The organism is Pirellulimonas nuda (assembly GCF_007750855.1).
Classification (GTDB): Bacteria; Planctomycetota; Planctomycetia; order Pirellulales; family Lacipirellulaceae; genus Pirellulimonas; species Pirellulimonas nuda.
Map to the genome: position 1 here is coordinate 6154212 of NZ_CP036291.1, position 22645 is coordinate 6176856.

The 22645-nt window shown below is 64.3% G+C and carries 13 protein-coding genes; 7 read left to right on the plus strand and 6 right to left on the minus strand.

The features are described from left to right. Nucleotides 1-38: 38 nt before the first annotated feature. From rplL to Pla175_RS23950, 6 genes are all read left to right on the plus strand, one after another. The gene (gene rplL, locus Pla175_RS23925; RefSeq protein ID WP_145291534.1) at nucleotides 39-467 is read left to right on the plus strand and encodes a 50S ribosomal protein L7/L12; all 429 of its coding nucleotides are present in this window, start codon (nucleotides 39-41) and stop codon (nucleotides 465-467) included. Between the two features lie 299 nt (nucleotides 468-766). Then, nucleotides 767-4483 carry a DNA-directed RNA polymerase subunit beta gene (gene rpoB / locus Pla175_RS23930; protein WP_145291536.1) on the plus strand — a complete coding sequence of 1239 codons (3717 nt, stop codon included), beginning with the start codon at nucleotides 767-769 and terminating at the stop codon, nucleotides 4481-4483. Nucleotides 4484-4616: 133 nt separating this feature from the next. Next, nucleotides 4617-4895 (plus strand): hypothetical protein, encoded by a 279-nt coding sequence (locus tag Pla175_RS23935; protein ID WP_145291539.1) that lies wholly within the window; start codon nucleotides 4617-4619, stop codon nucleotides 4893-4895. Nucleotides 4896-5162: 267 nt separating this feature from the next. Beyond that, complete coding sequence (locus Pla175_RS26675) at nucleotides 5163-5312, plus strand: four helix bundle protein (RefSeq protein WP_231954041.1); 150 nt, start codon at nucleotides 5163-5165, stop codon at nucleotides 5310-5312. Between the two features lie 152 nt (nucleotides 5313-5464). Beyond that, nucleotides 5465-9805 (plus strand): DNA-directed RNA polymerase subunit beta', encoded by a 4341-nt coding sequence (gene rpoC, locus Pla175_RS23945; protein WP_145291541.1) that lies wholly within the window; start codon nucleotides 5465-5467, stop codon nucleotides 9803-9805. A 205-nt stretch (nucleotides 9806-10010) separates the two neighbouring features. Continuing rightward, nucleotides 10011-10838 carry a hypothetical protein gene (locus Pla175_RS23950; protein ID WP_145291544.1) on the plus strand — a complete coding sequence of 276 codons (828 nt, stop codon included), beginning with the start codon at nucleotides 10011-10013 and terminating at the stop codon, nucleotides 10836-10838. A gap of 362 nt (nucleotides 10839-11200) precedes the next feature. Here Pla175_RS23950 and Pla175_RS23955 read toward each other — a convergent pair whose 3' ends face one another. The 6 genes from Pla175_RS23955 to Pla175_RS23980 form a co-directional block, all read right to left on the minus strand. Beyond that, complete coding sequence (locus Pla175_RS23955; protein WP_145291547.1) at nucleotides 11201-13060, minus strand: hypothetical protein; 1860 nt, start codon at nucleotides 13058-13060, stop codon at nucleotides 11201-11203. Nucleotides 13061-13073: 13 nt separating this feature from the next. Continuing rightward, nucleotides 13074-14741, minus strand: a complete 1668-nt coding sequence (locus Pla175_RS23960; protein WP_145291548.1) for a hypothetical protein — start codon at nucleotides 14739-14741, stop codon at nucleotides 13074-13076. 209 nt (nucleotides 14742-14950) lie between these two features. Continuing rightward, nucleotides 14951-16516 carry a sulfatase gene (locus Pla175_RS23965; RefSeq protein ID WP_197527114.1) on the minus strand — a complete coding sequence of 522 codons (1566 nt, stop codon included), beginning with the start codon at nucleotides 16514-16516 and terminating at the stop codon, nucleotides 14951-14953. Between the two features lie 70 nt (nucleotides 16517-16586). Further along, on the minus strand, nucleotides 16587-17420 hold the full coding sequence (locus tag Pla175_RS23970) for a sialate O-acetylesterase (RefSeq protein WP_145291553.1): 834 nt from the start codon (nucleotides 17418-17420) through the stop codon (nucleotides 16587-16589). A gap of 54 nt (nucleotides 17421-17474) precedes the next feature. Further along, entirely contained in the window at nucleotides 17475-19028 is a 1554-nt protein-coding gene (locus tag Pla175_RS23975; protein ID WP_145291556.1) for a FecR family protein, read from the minus strand. After that, the gene (locus Pla175_RS23980) at nucleotides 19025-19600 is read right to left on the minus strand and encodes a sigma-70 family RNA polymerase sigma factor (protein ID WP_145291558.1); all 576 of its coding nucleotides are present in this window, start codon (nucleotides 19598-19600) and stop codon (nucleotides 19025-19027) included. The genes Pla175_RS23975 and Pla175_RS23980 overlap by 4 nt, the downstream gene beginning before the upstream one ends. 549 nt (nucleotides 19601-20149) lie before the next feature. Here Pla175_RS23980 and Pla175_RS23985 point away from each other — a divergent pair. Then, the gene (locus Pla175_RS23985) at nucleotides 20150-22561 is read left to right on the plus strand and encodes an autotransporter outer membrane beta-barrel domain-containing protein (protein ID WP_145291561.1); all 2412 of its coding nucleotides are present in this window, start codon (nucleotides 20150-20152) and stop codon (nucleotides 22559-22561) included. Nucleotides 22562-22645: the final 84 nt, after the last annotated feature.

Consider the following 22645-nt stretch of genomic DNA (forward strand, 5'->3'; position numbering starts at 1 on the left):
ACCCAATCCACCACCCCTTCGCGTAGAGGAGCTTTACCATGTCCGATGACGCCACGGCCGTTGCCGACGCGCCCGCCCAGTCCTTTTCTAAGGACACCGAGAGCTGGGTCGAGAACCTGATGGGCAAGACCCTGAAGGAACTAATTGAAATCCGCGACTGCCTGAAGGCCAACGGCGTTGAGCCGGCCGCCGGCGGCGCGGTGATGATGGCCGGCCCCGCCGACGGCGGCGGCGGAGCGGCTGTTGCCGAAGAGCAGACCGAGTTCGACGTCATCCTTGAGAGCTTCGGCGACAACAAGATCAGCGTGATCAAGGTCGTCCGCGGCGCCACGGGCCTGGGCCTCAAAGAGGCGAAGGACCTGGTCGAGGGCGCGCCCAAGCCGATCAAGGAAGGCGTGTCCAAAGAGGACGCCGAGAAGGTCAAGAAGGAACTGGAAGAAGCCGGCGCCAAGGTGTCGATCAAGTAGCGATCGACCCCCCGCCCGGCCTTGCGGGACGCCGGGCCCTTCCGACTGGTCGCTTTGGCGACAGGTCGGGGGGCCGGCCCCGCCCCGCGTTTTCCGGCCGTCGGCCGCCCCGCACCCCGCGGGGCCCGGCGGCGGGACCGATTCCGGTTCTTCCTCCAAGGTCCCGGATGAGCTTTCCCGTTCGTCTTGCCCCAGCCTGCTTCGGCCCGCGCGCCGAGCGCCAGGAGTGCGCGCCGCTCCGCGGCGCCCTTGGTGATTGCGCCGGTCTGATTCTTTCTACCCCGAGGGAGCAATAGCCCATGGCGGTCCCCGCGCAGCGTCGTTTGGTTACTCCGCAAGTGCGTCACTTCGGCAGCCAGCGTGAGAGCTACGAAATCCCGGACCTCACGCAGATCCAGACCGTGAGCTACGACCGCTTCCTGCAGCACAAGCCCGGCGGCGGCCAGCAGAAGCGCAAGGACGAGGGCCTCGAGGGGGTGCTGCGCGAGATCTTCCCGATCGAGAGCTACGACAAGTCGATCAGCCTCGACTACGTACGCTACGAACTGGGCAAGCCCCGCTACGAGCCGGACGAGTGCCGGCAGCTGCGGCTCACCTACGGCCGGCCGCTGCGTATCTGGCTCCGGCTGAACAAGGACGAGCCGATCGAGGAAGAGGTCTACCTGGGCGACCTGCCGATCATGATGGGCGGCGGCGAGTTCCTCATCAACGGCGCCGAGCGCGTGGTGGTGAGCCAGCTGCACCGCAGCCCCGGCATCGACTTCGTCTCCGAGGTCGAGGCGGGCGAACGCCGCGTCTACTCCTGCCGGGTGATCCCCGAGCGCGGCAGCTGGATCGAGATCAACACCACCAAGAAAGACACGATCACCGTCCGCATCGACCAGAGCGGCAAGTTCTCCATCATGATGCTGCTGCGGGCGATGTCGCCCGAGATGGGGCACGACGCCGCGCTGCTCCGCGCGTTCGCCAAGACCGAGGTGCAGAAGATCGTTGACGGCCGCAGCGTCGCCAAGATCGAGGGCAAGGTCGCCGTGGACGACGTGGTCTACCCCGTCGGCAGCGAGCGCGGGGGCGAGATCATCGCGGAGTGCGGCACGAAGATCACCAAGACGATGGCGGAGACGATCTGCTCGTCCGGCGTGAAGAGCGTCGAGGTGATGGAGCCCCCGAAGACGGGCCACCTGCTCAACGCCCTGTCGGACGACGTCACCAGCAGCCACGAAGAGGCGCTGCTGCGGATCTACCAGCGGCTGCGTCCGGGGAACCCGCCGCAGCTCGAAAAGGCCCGCACGCTGTTCGCCGAGAAGTTCTTCGACACCAACCGCTACCGGCTCGGCCGGGTCGGTCGGTTCCGGATGAACCGCAAGCTGAACCTGGACGTCTCCGAAGAAGAGATGACGCTGCGTCCCGAGGACCTGATCAGCGCGGTGCAGTACATCCTGGACCTCGCCGCGGGCGAGGGCCCGGCGTACGTGGACGACATCGACCACCTCGGCAACCGGCGTCTGCGGACGATCGACGAGCTGGCCGCGGACGAGCTGCGTAAGGGCTTCCTCAAGCTCCGCCGCACCGTGCAGGAGCGGATGAGCCTGAAGGACGCGGAGGACATGACCCCCCGCAGCCTGATCAACCCGAAGAGCATCTCGGCCGCCATCGAGTACTTCTTCGGCCGGGGCGAGCTGTCGCAGGTGGTCGACCAGACCAACCCGCTCTCAATGCTCACGCACGAACGCCGGCTCTCGGCGTTGGGCCCGGGTGGTTTGAACCGCAAACGGGCCGGCTTCGAGGTGCGCGACGTGCACATCAGCCACTACGGCCGGATCTGCCCGATCGAGACGCCGGAAGGGACCAACATCGGCCTCATCTCCAGCCTGGCGATGTACGCGTCGGTGGACGACTACGGCTTCCTCATCACCCCCTACCGGAAGGTGAAGAACGCCAAGCTGACCGAAGAGGTCGTTTGGCTACGGGCCGACGAAGAGCACGAGGCGTACGTCGCCTCGGCCGACGCGCCGGTGAAGAACGGCAAGATTGAGGGGGACACGCTGGTCGCCCGTCACCGCGCCGACTTCATCCTCGCGCCGACCGACAAGATCGAGTACATCGACGTGGCGCCGAGCCAGATGATCGGCGTCTCGGCCGGCCTGATCCCGTTCCTGGAGCACGACGACGCCAACCGCGCGCTCATGGGCAGCAACATGCAGCGGCAAGCGGTGCCGCTGCTGGTGGCCGAGCCCCCGGTGGTCGGCACCGGTCTGGAGCGCGACGTCGCACGCCACTCCGGCATGATCGTCCGCGCCGGGCACAAGGGGACCGTCACGTACGTCGACGCCAACCGCATCGAGATCGGCCCCGAGGTGCACCACCTGCGGAAGTTCGTCGGCCTGAACGAGCGGACCTGCCAGAACCAGAAGCCGATCGTCCGTCCGGGCGACAAGGTGGAGAAGGGGCAGTTCATCGCCGACGGCGCCGCGACGTTCCAAGGCGACCTGGCCCTGGGGCGCAACGTGCTGGTCGCGTTCATGAGTTTCGATGGCTACAACTTCGAAGACGCCATCATCATCAGCGAAGAGCTGGTGCAGAAGGACACCTACACGTCGATCCACATCGAAGAGTTCGACGTCGAGATCCGCGAGACGAAATTGGGGCGTGAAGAGTTCACGCGAGACATCCCCAACGTCAGCGAGAAGATGCTCCGCAACCTGGACGAGACGGGCATCGTGCGCGTCGGAACCTTTGTCGAGCCTGGTGATATCCTGGTCGGCAAAGTCTCCCCCAAGAGCAAGACGGAGCTGACGCCGGAAGAGAAGCTGCTGCACGCCATCTTTGGGCGCGCCGGCGAAGACGTGAAGAACGACTCGTTGGAGGTCCCCTCGGGCATCGAAGGGATCGTGATCGACACGCAGAAGTTCTCGCGGCGGATGAGCCTCACCGAGGAAGAGCGCAAGGAGTTCGAGCGCAACCTGAAGGCGGCCGAGAAGGAAGGCAACGAGGCCATCGCCAAGGCGTTCGCGGGATTGGTCTCTGAGATTGAAGGCATCCTTAAGAAGAAGCTGCTCGACGACGACGGTAATTCCATCGTCCACGAGCAGGACGCCGCGTTCGCCGCTGAGAAGGCAAATGGTTTCCGACTTGAAGCGCTCGATATCCGCAGTCCCGACCGGCAGAAAGAAGTCGAGCAGGCCTACAAACGGATCTGGCCGGCCGTTGAAGAAGCGATCGACCATCGCGACCGCAAGCTCAACAGCATGAAGCGTGGCGACGAACTCCGCAGCGGCGTGCTGCAGATGGTCAAGTGCTACATCGCCACCAAGCGGGTGATCAGCGTCGGCGACAAGATGGCCGGCCGGCACGGGAACAAGGGCGTGATCTCCAAGATCCTCCCCGTCGAGGACATGCCGTTCTTGGAAGACGGCACCCCGGTGCAGATCATGCTCAACCCGTTGGGCGTGCCGAGCCGTATGAACGTGGGGCAGATCCTCGAGACGCACCTTGGCTGGGCGGGCGCCAAGCTCGGCTTCCGCGCGGTCACGCCGGTGTTCGACGGCGCCAACGAGGACGAGATCAACGACTGCCTGGTCGAGGCGGGCCTGCCCCGCTCCGGCAAGGCGCGTCTGCGAGACGGCCGCACCGGCGAGCCGTTCGAGCAGGACACCACGGTCGGCTACATCTACATGCTGAAGCTGCACCACCTGGTCGACGACAAGGTGCACGCCCGCAGCACAGGACCCTACTCGTTGATCACCCAGCAGCCGCTGGGAGGCAAGGCCCGCTTCGGCGGCCAACGGTTCGGCGAGATGGAAGTGTGGGCCCTGGAAGCGTACGGCGCCGCGTACATCCTGCAGGAGCTGCTGACGGTCAAGAGCGACGACGTCGAGGGCCGCACCAAGATCTACGAATCGATGGTCAAAGGCGAGAACACGCTGGAGGCCGGCACGCCGGCCAGCTTCGACGTGCTCACCAATGAGATCCGTGGGTTGGGGCTGAACATGCAGCTTGAGAAGCGGACTCTTTAGGTTGGCTGACGGAAGGGGGATGGTGGGGATGTGCGTTCGGCGGTGCAACGGATTGCAAAGTGTAAACCTTCCTTCGCATTGATTGGGGACGTTGAATCGCGTTAAATCGATTTGCACGATGACCAATAGAACGATGCTGCTGTTGGCAAGCGTGCTGCTGGTATTTCTGAGCACACTCGGTTGGGCGTACGCCGTTGTTTACATTGGTTTGTGGGGATTTGTATTGGGTGATGACAGGTTGGCTCAGGTCAACACGATTGCGGTTGTTAGCGCGTCCGTGGCGTCGCTTGCCGCAGCAGCCACCTTTGCTGTCGTTGCCCGTACGAGGGATTATTCCGTTGATGAACTTGTTCGAACGGTTGCACTCGCTTGCACGGCCCTACTAGTAGTTGTGGGGCTGCTCTGGCAGTAGCGATGACAGAGATGCGTCACACGCGGTTGATGGCGAAGACAGCTACAGGATTAACGAGGTAAGGAGAACGTGCCGGCGGGGCAACGGATTGCAAATTGATCATTGCAAATTGCAAATTTGACGGTCCCGGGCATGAACTCGATTGAGTTGGGAGATCGTCTGCTGGAGTTTGCTGCTCGCGCCGCGAAGGCGGCGTAGAGCTTGCCAGACAGTCGTCTCGGAAGGCACGTTGCGGGACAGTTGATCCGAAGTTGCACATCGCCCGCTGTGAACTACCAAGAGGCTTGTGCGGCGGAGAGTCGAAAAGACTTCCCCCACAAGCTTGGGATTTGTTTGAAAGAGATTCGCGAAACGAGGGGCTGGCTGCGGCTTGCGGTAAAGACCGAACTGCTTACGCAGGGTCGTCTAGATGAGTGATCGATGAATCTGAGCAACTTGCCCGCATCATCGGCCAATCGATAGCGACCGCCAAAGGAATCACCAAGAAGGACGGATAGGTCGATCCATCCTTCAATTTGCAATTTGCAATGACCAATTTGCAATTTGCAATCCTTCCATAGGAGTGAAAGATGAGCTTGCTCGAAACGTCAAACTACGACCGCATCAACGACTACGCCTCGGTCAAGATCAGCCTTGCGCGACCGCACGACATCCGTAGCTGGTCGTTCGGCGAGGTCAAGAAGCCCGAGACGATCAACTACCGCACGTACCGGCCCGAGAAGGACGGGCTGTTCTGCGAGCGCATCTTCGGCCCGGAGAAAGACTGGGAGTGCGCCTGCGGCAAGTACCGCGGCATGAAGTACAAGGGGATGATCTGCGACCGCTGCGGCGTGAAGGTTACGCACAGCCGCGTGCGGCGCAAGCGGATGGGCCACATCGAGCTGGCGGCGCCGGTGGTGCACATCTGGTTCTTCAAGGCGATGCCGAGCCGGTTGGGTTCGCTGCTCGCGATGAAGACCACCAGCCTCGAAAAGGTGATCTACTTCCAGGATTACGTGGTCACCAACCCTGGCGACACCCCCCTCAAGATGCAGCAGATGCTGACCGAAGAGGAGTACCGCCAAGCCCGTGAACAGTACGGCGAGGGCACGTTCGAGGCCGACATGGGCGCCGAGGCGGTCCGCAAGCTGCTGATGTCGCTCGACCTCGTGACGCTGAGCGATACGCTGCGGGTTGAGCTCAAGGAGACCGGCAGCAAGCAGAAGGCCAAGGACCTGATCAACCGGCTCAAGACCGTCGAGGCGATCCGCGACTCCGACAACAAGCCGGAGTGGATCGTGCTGGACGTGATCCCGGTGATCCCCCCCGACCTGCGCCCGCTGGTGCTGCTGGACAGCGGCAACTTCGCCACGAGCGACCTGAACGACCTCTACCGGCGGATCATCAACCGCAACAACCGGCTCAAGAAGCTGGTCGACCTGAACGCGCCCGAGGTGATCATCCGCAACGAGAAGCGGATGCTGCAGCAGAGCGTCGACGCGTTGTTCGACAACAACCGCTGCAAGCGGCCCGTGCTCGGTTCCTCGAACCGCCCGCTCAAGTCGCTCACCGACATGATCAAGGGCAAGCAGGGCCGGTTCCGCGAGAACCTGCTCGGCAAGCGGGTGGACTACTCCGCGCGGAGCGTGATCGTGGTCGGCCCCAAGCTGCGGCTGCACCAGTGTGGCCTGCCGAAGAAGATCGCGCTGGAGCTGTTCCAGCCGTTCATCATCCGCCGCCTGAAGGAGCTGGGCCACGCCGACACGATCAAGTCCGCCAAGAAGATGCTGGAGCGGAAGGACGAAGAGGTGTGGGACATCCTCGAAGAGGTGATCACCAACCACCCGGTGCTGTTGAACCGGGCGCCCACGCTGCACCGCATGGGCATCCAGGCGTTCGAGCCGATCCTGGTGGAAGGCAACGCCATCAACCTGCACCCGCTGGTGTGCAAGGGCTTCAACGCCGACTTTGACGGCGACCAGATGGCGGTCCACCTGCCGCTGTCGATCGAGGCCCAGGTGGAGGCTCACACGCTGATGATGAGCACCCACAACATCTTCAGCCCCTCGAACGGGGCGCCGATCATCAGCCCCAGCCAGGACGTGGTGATGGGGAGCTACTACATCACGATGGACGTCCCCGAGGCCCCGGGCGACGGCATGGCCTTCTCCAACTTTGAAGAAGTGGAGATGGCCCACTCGCTGGGCAAGGTGCACACGCACGCCAAGATCAAGGTCCGCCTCCCCGAGAGCCGGGTGCTGCGTGACGAGCTGGGCAACCCCAACGCGGCCGGCAAGGTGGTTGAGACCACCGTCGGGCGGGTCATCTTCAACGAGATGCTCCCCGACGGCATGCCCTACTACAACGTGCCGATGCGTTCCAGCGAGCTCTCGCGGGTCATCAGCGACTGCTACGAGATCCTCGGCCGCCGGCAGACCATCGAGCTGCTGGACGACATGAACCGCACCGGGTTCCGCATGGCCACCCGCAGCGGGCTCTCCTTCGCCACCGACGACCTAGTGACCCCGGACACCAAGCAGAAGATCCTGGGGGTCGCCGAGAAGGAGGTCATCAAGCACAACAAGAACTACCAACGCGGCATCATCACGGAGAACGAACGCTACAGCAAAGTCCTCGACGCCTGGACCCACGCCCGCGAGCAGATCACCCAGGAGATGATGGACGCGCTGAAGATCGACTTCCGCCCCGGCCAGTACGTCAACCCGATCTACCTGATGGCGCACTCCGGCGCCCGAGGCGGCGTCGAGCAGATGCGTCAGCTCGGCGGCATGCGGGGGCTGATGGCCAAGCCGTCCGGCAAGATCATCGAGACGCCCATTAAGGCCAACTTCCGCGAGGGGCTCACGGTGCTCGAGTACTTCTCCAGCACCCACGGCGCCCGCAAGGGGTTGGCGGACACCGCCCTCAAGACGGCCGACTCCGGGTACCTCACCCGTAAGCTGGCCGACGTCGCCCAGAACGTGGTGATCACGCTCGACGACTGCGGCACCACCCAGGGCATCACCAAGGGCATCATCTACCGGGGCGAGAAGGTGGAGGTCGGCCTGGCCGACTCGATCCGCGGACGCGTCAGCCGGCAGAACATCGTCAACCCCATCACCGACGAGAAGATCGTTCAAGAGAACGAGCTGATCACCGCCGATGTCGGCCGCAAGATCGAGCAGCTCGGCCTGGAAAAGATCCAGGTCCGCAGCCCGATGACCTGCGACGCCGCGCTGGGGGTGTGCCGCAAGTGCTACGGCATGGACCTCTCCACCGGCTCGATGGTGGAAGAAGGGATGGCGGTGGGCATCATCGCCGCCCAGAGCATCGGCGAGCCCGGCACGCAGCTCACCATGCGGACGTTCCACATCGGCGGCGTCGCCACCGGCAACGTTGAGCAGAGCGACACCAAGGCCAACAAGGGGGGCGTGGCGAAGTTCGCCAAGCTCAACGCGGTGCACAACGCCGAAGGCGAGCTGGTGGTGCTCGGCCGCAACGGCGAGGTCGCCCTGGTGGACGAGAAGGGACGCGAGATCGAGAAGCACGAAGTGCCCACCGGCGCCGTGATCAAGGTCAAAGAGAACGAGATGGTCAAGAAGGGCCAGGTCCTCTGCGAATGGGACCCGCACTCCATCCCGATCCTCGCGGAGAAGGGGGGCAAGATCCGCTTCGAAGACCTGGTCGAGGGCGAGACCATGCGGTCCGAGAAGGACGCCAGCGGCTACACCCGCTACCTGATGATGGAGCACAAGGGCGACCTCCACCCGCAGGTGGTGATCGAAGACGTCAAGGACGGCAAGATCCTCGACTTCCACTACATGCCCGAGAAGGCCTACCTGGAAGTCAAGGAAGGAGACGTCATTGTCGCCGGCACGCTGGTCGCCAAGACCCCCCGTGTCGCGGCCGGCACCCAGGACATCACCGGCGGTCTGCCGCGGGTGACAGAGATCTTCGAGGCCCGCAAGCCGAAAGACCCGGCGGTGATCGCCGAGATCGACGGCGTGGTCGAGATCATGCCGGAGAAGAAGCGGGGCAAGCGGTCGATCGTGGTCCGCAGCACCACCGGCGTCGAGCGCGAGCACCTGGTCACCCACAACAAGCACCTCCGGGTCCACTCGGGCGACGAGGTGCGAGCCGGCGACTCGCTGGTTGACGGGCCGCTGGTGCCGCACGACATCCTCCGCGTCTCGGGCGAGGAGGCGGTGCAGCAGTACCTGACCCGCGAGATCCAGAACGTCTACCGGGCCCAACGCGTCGAGATCAACGACAAGCACATCGAGATCATCGTCTCGCAGATGCTCCGCAAGGTGCGGGTCGAGCACCCGGGCGACACGAACCTGCTGCCCGGCTCGGTGATCGACAAGTACGACTTCCGCGTGGCCAACGACCAGGTCTCCTCCTGCGTCAAGATCAGCGAGAAGGGCGACAGCGACTTCAGCGTGGGCGCCATCGTCCCGAAGGAAGTGCTGGAGCAGACCAACGCCCAGATCGAGGCCCTCGGGGGCGAGATCGCCAAGGGCTCGCGCACCAAGAAGGCCAGTTCTTCGACGCAGCTCTTGGGCATCACCAAGGCGTCGGTGCAGAGCAGCAGCTTCATCTCGGCCGCCAGCTTCCAGGAGACCACCAAGGTGCTCACCGAGGCGGCCCTGGCGGGGCGGACCGACCACCTGGTCGGCCTCAAGGAGAACGTGATCCTTGGCCACTTGATCCCGGCCGGAACCGGCTTCCGCACCATCCAAGAGGCCGAGGTGCGGATCCGCCCCGAAGCGCTCGAGGCCCTCGCGGCCGAGAAGGCCAGCGTGCTCGAACGGGCCTTCCCGCTGCTAGAAGCCGCGGCCGGCAACGGCGAGGCCGAGCAGCCCAAGAAGGAAGCGCCCCCGGCGACCGGCCTGGACGCCCTGCTGGGCGGCGGCGGCGGTCAGGAATAGCGTCCTACGCGACGCGACAGCACTCCGAAACCTGCAACGGGCCGGTCGCACAGCGACCGGCCCGTTTTCGTTGGCCCCGTCCGCCGCCAGGGCGTAGCAGCGAGGCCGCTAGGACGGCTAGTGTGCTACGATGGACGGCGGGCTTTGACGCTGAGGATCGCTCCTGCCGGCGTTTGGACCAGCCTTGCCTCGAGGAGTTAATCTCATGCCACGGGCGTTTGCCGTCGTCCTGTCGCTGGCTCTGGCCGCCTGCTGCGCACAAGGCCTGGCCCAACGACCCGCAGAGGTGCTGGAGCATTTTCACGTCGTGCCGCGGCTGAGCACGCTGCAGCTGACGGGGGGTTTTGCGGGGTACGACGCACGATACCGCCTGGCGGGCGAGTACGACTTTTACCACAGCGCCGCCGGGTTCGGCGGCGCCGGCTTTCTGAACGCACAGGTGTACTGCTCGGTCGTGTCGCATGGCCCCGCCCCCGCCCGCGTGATCAACGTCGACCAAGCCTTGAACCTCAGCGGGCTGGTCGGCGAGCTCCTGCCGCTCGGCGCCCCTTTCGACGTCTACCGGCTGACCGGCAGCACCGCGGAAGGCTCGTCGGTAGAACTGCTGGCCGCAATGATCGGGCCGTGGATGTACCTGCGGGGCGGCACGCAGCCCCCGGAAGGGGGCGCCGACTTCTTTGAGTATCAACTGCGGGCCGTGGCGCGCTCGCAACCGTTTTACGACCTCAACGAGGACGGCGTGGTGGACGCGGCCGACTACACCGCGCTGCGCGACGGGGCCGCGGGGAGCGACCTTGCGGGCGCCGGCGGGTACGAGGCCTGGAGCGCGCAGTTCGGAGAAGCGGTCCCCGATTTCTCGGCGTACGACCCGATGATGGCTTTGGCCGCTTCCGCGGCCGGCCTGGCCGCCCCCGTTCCCGAAGCCGTGCCCGAGCCATCAACGCTGGGCCTAGCGGCGATCGTCGGCGCAGCGGGCTTGGGCCTCTTGTTGTTGCGGGGCCCGAGCCCGCTCGCCGGTTTCACAGCGCGCTAGCCCGCTGGCGGCCCGCCCCGGGTGGCTCTCTACGCGAGCGGCGATTGCGCAAGAATGCGCTCGCAAATAGCCACCCCCTCGCCGACAATCTAGGTCTGTTTCTGCGCGCGGCGGTCGAGGCGCCCGAAAGGGGCGCCGACTTTTGTCCGGGAGGTGTCCGATTGATGGGGAGTTTTGTCCGGCGACACGCCTCGGGAGTCGTCCGTTTCAACGATCCGGCAGGGGGCCACGCTGCCGCCACCCGAAAAACCAGGGGAAACGCCGGCCGAGGGGGGGTTTTGTCCGATTTTCTACCGCGGCAGACGCCGGACAAAAGGACAAAAGGTTTCGGCGCGGGCGGGCCCGCGGGCTGCCCGCTGGCGTTAGCGGGAGCCGGGCTGCGGCGCCTCTGGCGACTTCGCCAAACGCAGGACCCAATGGGCCGCGGCAACCCCCACCAGCAGCAGCGATGCGGGCGAGGGCTCCGGAACCACGCCGCCGGTCAAGAGCGCCGGTCCGGTCCCGAAGTTGTTCTTCCAGAGCGTGTAGTCCTCCTGGTCGACGACGCCGCCGGAGCCGTTTCCAGCGAGCACCGAGCCGCCCTCTTGGGCGCCGAGGTTGTCGCGCCAGACGGTGTAGTCGGCCAGGTCGACGGCGCCGTCGCCGTTGAAGTCGCCCGGAACGCCGCCCACCGGCGCCCGCTGGCTTGCGCCGAGCTCGGCGGCGTCGGCGGGGACCGGGACGCCCCAAAAGTCGAGTCCGCCGTTGTTGGGCATCACGATCCCTTGGCCGAAGTAGGGAGAGTTTTCGGCCAGGCGGTACCCGTCCAGCACGTGCCTGCCGAACTCCATGTCGACGTCGTAGGGCTCGGCGCCGGGGCCGGCCAAACGTGGGTTGTCGGTGAGCGGGTTCACCTCGGAGGTGGGGGGCGTGATGCGGAAGTAGACGTTGGTGTCGTAGACCACGTTCTGGCCGTTGTCTGCGTTGGCGCCGGCGGCCCCGGAGCCGCTGCTGTAGAAGATGTTGTTGTTGAACGTGGTGTTCAGCGGGGTCCGTTCGAGGTTCGGCCCGATCAGCTCGGGGGTGATGCCGCGGCTGAAGAAGTGGGTGTTGTTGTAGATCTTGACGTCGGTGGCGTCGGTCTCCCCTTCGAAGCCGTAGTGGTAGGCGCCGTGCAGGTCGTTGACGCTCAGGTTGTACCGGATGGTTACGTCGGTGAGCGGCTTCTTCATGACGCTCGCGAACCAGTGGTTGCCGTGGCTGTAGTTGTACTGGATGACGGTGCCCTTGGACTTGTAGTCCGCATCGAAGCCGCCCCGGTCGTGGTCGCCCGGCTCGCCGACGTTGCCGTAGGCCTCGTTGTACTGGAACGTGAGGCCGATCGTCTTGAAGTTGAAGAAGCTGTTTCCGGTGCTGTGGCGGCTGCTGTTGGCCGACGTGTTGTACTCGTACACGGCGTGGTCGCTGTCGCGGGCGATCACGGAGTTCCGGCCGGTGTTGCCGACCCAGTTGTGCGCCACGTAGAGGTTCTTGATGGCGTTGGCCCGCTGGTCGCCCTGGAAGTCTTGTGCGTCTTCGATGTCGGCGTCGTCGATATCGGTGCCGATGCCAACGCCGCCGATCTGATCGATGACGTTGTTGACGATCCGCACGTCGTTGTAGGTGGTGGCCCGGGAGCTGGTGGGCGAGTAGCCGTGCACGTGGATGCCGCCGCGCTTCTTGCCGGCGACGCCGCCGTTGATGTGGTGGACGTAGTTGTTGTTGAGGTAGATGTGGTTGTGGATCTTGCCGGTGTCTTCTCCCAGTACGTAGATCCCGAACAGGTCTGCGGACTGGTTGCCGCCGTTGTTGTTGGTGATTTCGAGGTCGCTTACTTCTACGTACTCGGAGTTAAAGAGCAGCAGGCCGGCCGACACGGTGGCGCCCGACCGCGTGGGGTGCGGGTGGATGACCCCCTGGTTGTTGAGCACCGGCCGGTTCCCCTCGCCGTAGGCGGAGATGGTGATCACGTTGCCGGCCGCGCCGGCGGTCTTCGGCGCAAACATGCCCGTGAAGCTCTTGCCCCGCTCGAAGAGGATGTTGTCGCCCGGGGCGAACGTCGCGCCGCGGTAGGCGTCGAAATCGGCCTGCGACGAGATGAAGAAGTCGGCGCCCAAGGCCGCCGGGCCGCCGGCCGCCAGGGGCAGCAGCGCCCCAGCAACGAGCCCTGCCAGTCGAATCGAAGGAGAGAGTGTGTTGTGCATGCGATTTGAACCGTCAAGAGAGAGAGTCGTTGGCGCCGGCCGGGGAGCGATTGTGGCCGGCTCTTGCGACCGGAAGAAGAACCGCGCGGCGGCGCCCACCGGGGGCGACCGCGTAGAGCCCCGCCAATGCGGCGGCCAGCATGGCCCACACGCCGGGCGGCTCCGGGACCGCGGCGGCGGCTGGGCTAGCGGCGCCGGCGCCGCCGGGCAGGCCGAAGTTCGACCTCCAAACGTCGTACTCCGCGGTGGTCACGACGCCGTCGCCGTCGTAGGGGTCGGTGTTCGGCAGCGGGGCGGCCTGCCCAAGCCGGTCACGCCAGGTGGTGTAGTCGGCCAGATCGACGACGCCGTCCTGGTTGTAGTCGCCGTAGAGGTGCGGTATCAGCCTGACGGTGGTGATCTGGCCTTCGCCCTGAGCGCCCCCGAATTGCTGGGACACGTACGACAGGAAGAGGTATTTGGACCCGTCGTCGTCCACAAAGATATCGGTGTCGCCCAGCGACACGGGGTCTGCAAAATAAGTAGGGTCCGCGCCCGGGTGAGCGGCCTGTACCGCGGCGGCGAGCTCCTGTGGCGTCAGCACCACGTCGAACAGAACTTGCCCCACGCTGTCTCGCTTGACCGACCAGTTCTGGAAGTCGGGGTCGCTGATGTCGTACACGATCCGATAGATGCCGTCGAAGCGGTCCGACGGGTCCTCGCGGACGTAGAAGAACACCTCGAGGTCGTCCGGCGACAACAGGTTCACGCTGACGTGGTTCAGACGTTCGTCGTTGCCGTTGGACGTAACCCGGACGCCCGGGTTGGGGTTTCTTGGGTGGCTGGCGAACTCGGAGGAGGCCAGGAACGAAGCCCCCGGCGAGTAGTAGTCGTCCTGCACGGTCGAGGCGTCGTTGGTCCACAAGTCGCCGGGCGTGTTTTCACGGGTCCACGCCTCGCCGAAGGGGGCGGCGGCGGACGGCGCCCAGGGATCCAGCGGGTCGGGCGACGCGTTGATGATCGCCCGCTTCGCCACGGAGTACCACTCGCCGTTCTTCTGGAAGGCGCGCTGGTAGTCTTCGCCGATCCAGACGTCGCGCGTGAGGTTGTCCACCGTGACTGTTACTGGACCACGCCCGCTCTCCCCACCGGCCGTGAGGGGGTCGTTGAAGTTCAGGCCGGTCGAACTGGTCGTGACAAAGCTCTCGTGCCGCCGCGTGGCTCGTGTTCCTCCGGACGATGTTTCCGAGGGCTGATTCTGTCCGTGGAAGTACAGTATGATCCGCTGATTGGCGTCGTCGATGTGCACGTCGGGGGCGGCCGCGTGATCGTAGGTGTCGCGAGTAGGGTCTGCTTCTACGTCGAAAACGCCCCGGCGGCTCTGGCCATTGAACACGCCCCCCAGATCGAAATCGGTCCAAGGGCCGTCGAGCGACGCGGCCCACTTCATGCGGATGTGCTGGCCGCCGTGGGTGCCGTAGTACATGTAGTAGTTTGCATCGGCGTCGGCCCGATCGGCCGGGGCGATCCAATCGGGCACGTGGATGACCGAGGGGAACGCGGTTTGGTTGTCGCCCGCAACGCGGGCGATCACCGCGCCCTGGCCGACAAGCTCAAAGTCGTAAATCGTGCCCGCTTCGACGGCGGCGCCATGCGCAAGGAGGATCGCTGCGCAGCAACCGGTGGCGGAGAACCTCGGCATGGTGATCGACGCGTCGCTGACGGGCGGGAGGAGTCGGACGTTCTAGACACTCGGCTCCGTCGGCCGCAGCGGGCCGCGGAGCGTCAATTGGAGGAGAGCCCATTAATTAGGGCGCGGCTCGGCCGATTTTGGACATCGACAGCAGAAAAAGCCCGGTTTTCTGGGAACGCGACGAAGGCAGGCCCGGCGCCAAACCAGCGCCACCCGGCTCACTCAAGCCAAGAGGGAACCCCTTCTGCCTTGAACTGGTCGACCCGCGCGTCGTACATGTCGCGTGGGAAATGGTCTTTCCCGGGGGGCAGGGCGTCCTGCTTGGGGAGCCATTTGCGGTGCTCTTGGAGCACCTCGGCGTGCTGGGCCTGGTTGGCCAGGTTGTGGTGTTCGCCCGGGTCGACCCGGTGGTCGTACAGTTCCTCGGCGCCGTCCCGGTAGCGGGTGTACCGCCAGTCTTGGCTGCGGAGGGAATGGTTCTTGTAGTAGCGTGTGGTCAGCACGGGTTTGCCCCGTTCGGCGTTGGGGTCCTCGGTTAGCGGCGTGAGGTCAACGCCGTCGAGCCCCTGGTCGGGCAGGTCGCACAGCGACGCCAGGGTCGGGTAAATATCGATCAAGCTAACCGGGCGATTGTTGGAGAGGTTGGTATTCTTCTGACCGGGGTAAGAAAGGAACAACACCACCTTTGTCGACTCTTCCCACAACGCCTGCTTGCGCCAATGGCGTTTCTCGCCCAGGTGCTGACCGTGGTCCGAGCACAGCACCACGATCGTGTTCTCGGCGTAGGGGCTGCGCTTCAGGGCGTCGATCACCCGGCCGATCTCGTGGTCGACAAAGGTTGTGCACGCCAGGTAGGCGCGTACAAGCTCCTTCCAATAGGTCGGGCTTAGGTCCAGCACTTCTCGATGGTCGCCGTCGGGCAGCGTGCCGTAGGCCATCGCCTTGCCGTACAGCGGGATGTCTGAGAACTCATCTTCCGGGATGTGTGGCAGTTCAATCGAGTCGAGGGGGTAGCGATCGAAGTACCGCTTCGGCGCCGTGTAGGGAACATGCGGCCTGATGAAGCCGACCGCCATGAAGAAGGGCTTGTCGAAGTCTTGCCGAAGCTGCCTGACGGCCCAACCCGCGATTTGCTCGTCTGGCATTCCTTTGGGTGGGATCGCGTCTTCCTCCAGCGCTTCCCAGCTCAGCGAGTCGCCGCTGACCGAGTGGCCGTGCTTCAGGCGGATCGCTCCGCCGTCCTTCGGCCCGGGGCCAAACTTGCCCTTTGCGTGGGCCTCGTTCACAAAGCCGTACTTGGGGGAACGCGTCGTGTCCCAGTAGGGGTAGTCGAAGTCTTGGACCCCTTTGTGGAAGATCTTGCCCGCGGCCAGCGTGGTGTAGCCGTGCTTCCTGAAGAAGGTGGGCATCGGGAGCCGCCCGGCGAGCACTTCGTCGTACGACTTCTCGATCGTCCCCAGGCCGGTAGTGCCGAGCCAACCCGTGTTGGCGGGGTGCAGCCCCGTGAAGAGCGAGTGCCTGGAGGTGTTGCAGACCGGGGCGGAGCAATGGGCGTTGGTGAACGCGGCGCCGCTGCGGAAGAGCTTGTCTAGGTTCGGGGTGTAGGCCTGCGGGTGCCCCTGCAGCGCTCCTGTCCAGTCGTTCAAGTCGTCGACCATGATGAACAGAACATTCGGCTTGGTCGTCGACGCCGGTTGCGCGGGCGCCTGGGCGCACGCCGCGTTGTTCGCGGCGACCCATCCGGTCGCCAGGCAGCAGAGGACGGCGCTTGTTCGCAGGCTCATCGCGTGTTCCTCAGGATCGTGTAGCAGCCGCCGTGGCCGGCGCTGCGATTGGCGTTCGTCGCCCCGTGCGTCACTTCCGGGCCGCGTCGCCGAGCGATTGCATCTCCGCGGCGTAGCGTCGGCCAAACTCGCGAAGGGCCTCCGCATCAAAGTGCGAGAAGTCCCCCTTGTGGCCGAGCCCCTCGGCGCTGACGCATGCCGTGTGCTCGACCAGACCCGGAACGCTCTGTTGCTGCTCGATCACCAAGTCGCTCCGCCCCTTCACGCCGACGCGGAACTCGCCGATCTCGCCCAGCACAAACGGCAGCGTCGGCTGGCCGAGGTCGCTGCGCAGGTCGGCGATCAGCCGGGCCAGCCGTTGTGCGTAGGTGGACGCGGACTTCTCGCCACAATCCCCCTCCCCTTGGTGCCAAAGGATTCCGCGAAGGACGCCGTGCTGTTCTGCGTGCTTGGTTCGGGCGACGGCCGCTTCGTAGAGCTCGCCCCCCTTGCTCCATTGTTTTAATGAAGTCCCCCCCACGGCGCAGGGCACCAGCCCGATCGTGACGCTGGGATCGGACATCCGCATCTGCGTTGCAAAGTCGATGCCGAGGCCGACTCCGGCAATCTTTGGCTTGTCGAAGTGCAATGGGTGCGCCGCCTGTTTCCAGTGATTGTCGCTATCGAGCACGTACACGCCCGCGACAGGAAGCCGATCGCTGGGAGACATCTCTCCGCGGCCCGACATGTTCGATTGGCCGATCAACAGATAGAGATGAACGTTCTGCTTGGGAGCCGTCAGTTCGGAAACGGCGTCCGATGAGTCGGCGGCTATCGAGCGCTGCGGTGACGCGACAATCAGCACCAGCGCCAACACGCCACTTACCGCATGCGTGCGCCTCGACTTTTTGATTGTGTGCGTCATGGCAGATGAGCGAGATTCGAAAAGTGAGAACCCGCCCATCGACAGGGCGGCAAGCTAGTACAACGGGGTCGCAGCGATACCGTACATGTTGAAGCCGTCGATGTCGGTCGGCCGCTCGACGCCGCCCAGCACGACTTCTGAGGGGACCTTCACCTCTCGCTTCCAGATCGAAAAAACGGTGTCGACGCTCTTGCCCTCGCCGGTCGCCAGGTGGCGTCGCCCTGTGCTGGTGGGGTGCCACCGCGAAGGGCCTTCATCGAGGCCGATGTCGTCGCCCGTGTCCACGAATCCGCCCTCGTGCAACCATTGCGGGATTGTGACCGCGTCGCTGAGGAAGACGAACAGCGTAATCGGCTTGGCGACATACAGCGTCACCTCCAGGCGGTTACGCAGTTGCTTATCGTCGTTAAAGGGCATGATGTACTCGGCGCCCCGCAACTGGCGTGGGATGCCCCGGTCGTCGACGCCGTTCCATTGGTGGTTGCGATCGACAAAGGCGGGGGCGTCCTCGTGCAAACCACCGCGTACGATCTTGTAGAACTTCTTGCTGTCCGAGTCGCGGATATTGTCCCGCACGTCGGAAATCAGCGGCGACACCGTGCTCCGCAAGCGGTGATCGGGCGACGACGTCGGGAAACGATCGCTCGGTACGGCGAACACGCGATGGAACTCCCCGTTGCTCCCCACACGTAGCGCCTCGCCCTGATTCAGGCGCTTAGTAATCGACGAAACCGCACGGCTCTCCGATCCATCGAGTGTCAGGTCCACGATCCCGCGAAAGACGGCGACCTCGGTTTCGCCCAGTTCGCTGATCGTGACGCCGAACTCCGTCCCCAGGTCGATCACACGCGCGCTGGGGGTCTCGATGGTGAAGCCACGCGCCTCTTCGCCCACCCGAGCGCCGATGGAGCCATGCTGGCTGTAAGCGCTGCCCGCGGTGAGGATCTTGAAGTGCGTCTGCCCCTCCAAGACCACTTCGACGCCGGTGTCGAACAGCAACTCGACCTGACCGGCCATCAGGTCGAGCGTCTGGCCGGGACGCAGGCGGGAGAGCTCGGCGGGCGAGATCGAGTCCGCGGCCCACCGGACGTCGATCATGCGAGTGACGGTGGCCACAGCGGCGATCCCTGGTTGAACCGGGCCGCCGTCCTGGTTCACCTGCCGGACGACGCCCGCGGCGGTCGCTACCGGCGCCGCATCCCCGGCGGCTGCCAACCGATCGGCGTGCGGCCGATCGCCACCGGTTGCGAACCAGACGCCCACGCCTGCGATGATCGCCGCAGCGCTAAAGCCCAGCAGCGCCGCCCAGGGAAGCACGCGATCTCGGCCCCCCGGTCGCCGCTCGGCCGTCGCGGCGCGCGACGCGAACGCCCCGTGCATGGCCTCGTTCATCGCCTCGTCGAGCAGGTCGAGCGGCTGATTGGCGTAGGACCAACGGAGGCTGGTCTGCTCTTGCATGTAGGCGACGTAAATCTGCCGCACCGACTCGTCGCTCGCGAGCAGCGCGGCAAACTCGCGCCGCTGCGAAGCCGTGGCGGCGCCTTCCAGCTCGCTGGTCACGTAGTCGTGGACACGACAGTAGCTTACCTCGTAGCGATTGCGGTTCATGCCGTTCCCTCCCGGTCCATGGTGTCCTGGATGCACTTGTGCAGGGCCAGGCGTACCCGTTGCAACGCCTTGTAGACAGACTCTGTCGTGCGTTTCAATCTCTCGGCGACATCCTTCACCTTTGCCCCTTCGGCGTAGTACTGCGTAAGCAAATCGCGGTTCCGGCTGCTCAGCGACCCAATGCAATGGCCGAGCGCCTGGTGCCGCTCGTCGGCCGCCCCACCGCTGCAGGCATGCGTGTCAGCCACCAGGTCCACCAGCTCCTGGCTGTACACCAGCTTGCTCCGCGACGCCTGTTTCCTCCACGTAAGCACCTGGAAGTGGGCTACCCGCATCGCCCAGGCGGTGAAGTTGGTGCCTGGTTCGAAACGGTCCAGCTCGCTCCACAGCCGCACGTTGGTTTCTTGGGAAATCTCGTCCGCGTCGTGCCAGCTCGGCACCAGGCTTAGGATGTAGGCGTACACCCTGCGCTCGTTCTGCGCCAGCAGCCTGGCGAAGTCTTCGCGCCGCTGTTCCGCAGAAATCGGCTCATCGGAGTCTCGGTCGCGGCGGTGCGGTTGGGCTGGTGGCATGTCGCTGAAGAGGTCCGACGAAGAACTAGTGCGATCCCGCTAAACCGCTGCAGGAGAAGCATCTCCCTGCACAAGTAGGGCCTACAATGCGGGTTTCTGGACACGAATTCAAGTAGGCCGGCGACGCGCACACGAATCCCTCGGCCAAACAACCACGGGGAACCGCACGGCACGAGCCGCGGGTGGGGCTGCATCCCGCTTGAAATAAGAATCATCTCGAACGCCCCTCTATCGGGCGATAGCGGGGGCACATTTGGCCCTTGAGTTGGCGGTGTACGCCCACTCCGACTGGGCGCCATAGAACGGGGCTGGAGGAATACTTCTCTGGATCCCCTCTTTTTCTTGTCCAATTTCCCCGAGCGCTCGCCCTGTCCTGAGTGGCGGCTGTTCTAATGCCCTTCCGCACGTCCCAGCGCGGTCGGAAGTAGTCAGCGTCGCAACTCGTCCTTGGTCTTATTTGTCATCCTGCTCGCATTCCGCTGCGGATTCGGCGGCAGCTTGTAGGACGATGAGGCTCCTCCAAATCTCCTTGCGAAACCAAGAAATCTCATGGTTGAACTGTCCCAACAGAAACGACGTGGCGCGTCATTCGCAGTGCTCTTGCTCGCTGTTGTGGCGACGCCACAGGTGTCGCACGCCCAACTATTCGTCCAAATCAATGAAGACCCGAGTTTCTTCCCGGCGAGTGCAGAAATAATCGCGGCCACCCCCGCGCAATCCACCTTCGGTGACGATGCTCCGACTTCTCTCGGGCAAAGCTTTACCGTCACCACAGGTTTTTCGCTCGAATCGATCTTTCTGGCCTACGAGAACGACACCGCTTCCACGGGCGACAAGACGCTCACACTGTCGATCTTCCCGGTTGCCGACGTGAACGCCGCTGTCGGCTATGTCGATCCACCCGATCCCAACAGCTTCTTGCTGAGCGAGTCGGTCACGTTCCCGTATGTGGGCAACACCGACACAATTGCGGGTATCAAGCTGAGCACTCCGCTGGCGCTGAGCCCGGGCGGCTACATGCTCCATTTCTCCGGCACAACCAATCCCGGATGGGAGTGGCTCCGACCGCTCACTAGCGTCGGCAGCACCTATGCCGATGGAAGGGGCTACGAGAACGGGGATGAGAAAGACGCGAGCGGTATCGATTTCTCGCTCGCCCTATCTTCAGTTCCACTGGACGGACCGCCGATCGACACCTTCTCCGTGCAGTCGGGCAGCCTGTTGGCAGCGACGACCTGGGACAACGGCCTCGCTCCGGTTGGCGTCGCTCCGAACCCGAACTACACCCACCACGTCGTGAACGGGCACACGGTGACCGCCGACGGCTCGCAAACCTACAACGGTGCACAACTAAACGTAGACGATGGCGCCTTGAACTACACCGCTAGCTCCGTCCACCTTTCCTCCGTCACTGTGGCGGCCGGAGCTACCGTCACCGAAACCACCAACGGTGAATTCTTTCTCGGCGACATCAGCACCCAGCCGCTCGGTCGGATGGAGCTCAACGGCCACCTGACCATTACCGCCGAAAGTGGGGACGCGGCAATCGACATGACCATGGCCGGAAGCGGCACAGCGGAGGTGAACTTGGACACCGGCGGCACGCTCTTTCTTACCGACATGAGCGAGTTCGGCGGCCTGCTCCAGTTCAACGGCGTGGGGAACGAGGTGCTCTACGAGGGCCCCGCCGGGGGGGGCATGACCGTCGAAATGAACTCGACCGGAGACAATCGATTTGCGATGAGCCTGGCAAACAACGGCGCCATGAATCAGATCATCGTCAACGAGTCGGGAGAGATTGATCACCGATCGACAGGCGTCCGGCTGATGAACGTCGGGCAAATCACCGCGAACGCCAACGTCACGGTCGATCTGACGACGACGTTTGATGGCGATGAACGGCGGCTGTTTGCGCCGGACGGGCTGGGAGGATCGAGCAACATCACTGTCAACGGGACGGCGTCGAATCCAACGGATGGCGGCGAGGTGTCGTTGAATAGATTCGAGAACGACAACACGACGCCAGAAGGCAACAACGTTACGCACCTGCCGACCGACGGATTCACTGGCCAACTCATTGCAAACAACTTCGTCGACATCGAGATTCGGCGGCAACTCTCGGGTGGAGCAATTGTCGTGAACCAGAACGCCTTCTTGGAGGTTGGTCACAACGAGGTAGAAGATTTTCTCACCACACGAGTCGGCGAAATCACGGTCAATAGCGGGGGCACGCTGGAAGTTGGCTTCGAGGATCTCAACGGCGGCGTAGTGGCGCACGTGCCGTATGATGTCCGGCTGACCACACGGCGGGGGCAATCGGGCGATCTTACCCTTCAAGCGGGCTCGACGACCGTCATGCAGATATCCGGCGTCGGCGCCGGCCAGTTCGATACCATCACTGCGGAAGGAACCGTCACCCTCGGCGGCGAACTCAAGGTGCTCATTGATCCTGCACTGGCCGCCGGGACCACGCATGCCACCCAGGGCACTTATGTGCCGACAGACGGCGACACGTTCGTGATTATCTCCGGCGGCGCCGAAACGCTGGCGGCCGACTACGACGGGAACGGCACGGTTGGCCAAGAGGACTACGCCTTGTGGGCAGAAACGTTTGGCAACGACGACTTCGACGTAACGGCCGATGGAAACCTGGACGGTGTTATCGACGCGGCAGACTACACGTCGTGGCGGGACAGCCTTGGCGCCTCCGGCAGCGTGACAGGATCGATCATGGGCGATTTCAGCTCGATGGTGATCGACGATCCCACGAATCTGTTGGCCGGCTTCAGCGTCACCCGGATGGTCACGCCGGGTCTGGGCGGCAACGTGACCTTGACGATCAACGCGATCCCGCTGGCGGCGGGGTCGAGTCAGGTCCCAGAGCCGTCTTCGATTCTGCTGTGCGGCATCGTCGGTGTGGCTGCAAGCCGCCTGGCCGGTCGTCGGCGGCGGCGTACGTAGGTTTAACGGGAGTGACGCGCGATCGGCTGCGTCGCGCGGGTTGACCTGCAGCTCTCCATTCACGCGACTTGTCTGGCTTCAAGC

Bases quoted from the DNA above. Each gene is read 5' to 3' on its own strand.
- rpoC (WP_145291541.1), top strand. From the start codon at position 5,465: ATGAGCTTGCTCGAAACGTCAAACTACGACCGCATCAACGACTACGCC.
- Pla175_RS23980 (WP_145291558.1), bottom strand. From the start codon at position 19,600: ATGCCACCAGCCCAACCGCACCGCCGCGACCGAGACTCCGATGAGCCG.
- Pla175_RS23935 (WP_145291539.1), top strand. From the start codon at position 4,617: ATGCTGCTGTTGGCAAGCGTGCTGCTGGTATTTCTGAGCACACTCGGT.
- Pla175_RS23970 (WP_145291553.1), bottom strand. From the start codon at position 17,420: ATGACGCACACAATCAAAAAGTCGAGGCGCACGCATGCGGTAAGTGGC.
- rpoB (WP_145291536.1), top strand. From the start codon at position 767: ATGGCGGTCCCCGCGCAGCGTCGTTTGGTTACTCCGCAAGTGCGTCAC.
- Pla175_RS23955 (WP_145291547.1), bottom strand. From the start codon at position 13,060: ATGCACAACACACTCTCTCCTTCGATTCGACTGGCAGGGCTCGTTGCT.
- rplL (WP_145291534.1), top strand. From the start codon at position 39: ATGTCCGATGACGCCACGGCCGTTGCCGACGCGCCCGCCCAGTCCTTT.
- Pla175_RS23975 (WP_145291556.1), bottom strand. From the start codon at position 19,028: ATGAACCGCAATCGCTACGAGGTAAGCTACTGTCGTGTCCACGACTAC.
- Pla175_RS23950 (WP_145291544.1), top strand. From the start codon at position 10,011: ATGCCACGGGCGTTTGCCGTCGTCCTGTCGCTGGCTCTGGCCGCCTGC.
- Pla175_RS23960 (WP_145291548.1), bottom strand. From the start codon at position 14,741: ATGCCGAGGTTCTCCGCCACCGGTTGCTGCGCAGCGATCCTCCTTGCG.
- Pla175_RS23965 (WP_197527114.1), bottom strand. From the start codon at position 16,516: ATGAGCCTGCGAACAAGCGCCGTCCTCTGCTGCCTGGCGACCGGATGG.
- Pla175_RS23985 (WP_145291561.1), top strand. From the start codon at position 20,150: ATGGTTGAACTGTCCCAACAGAAACGACGTGGCGCGTCATTCGCAGTG.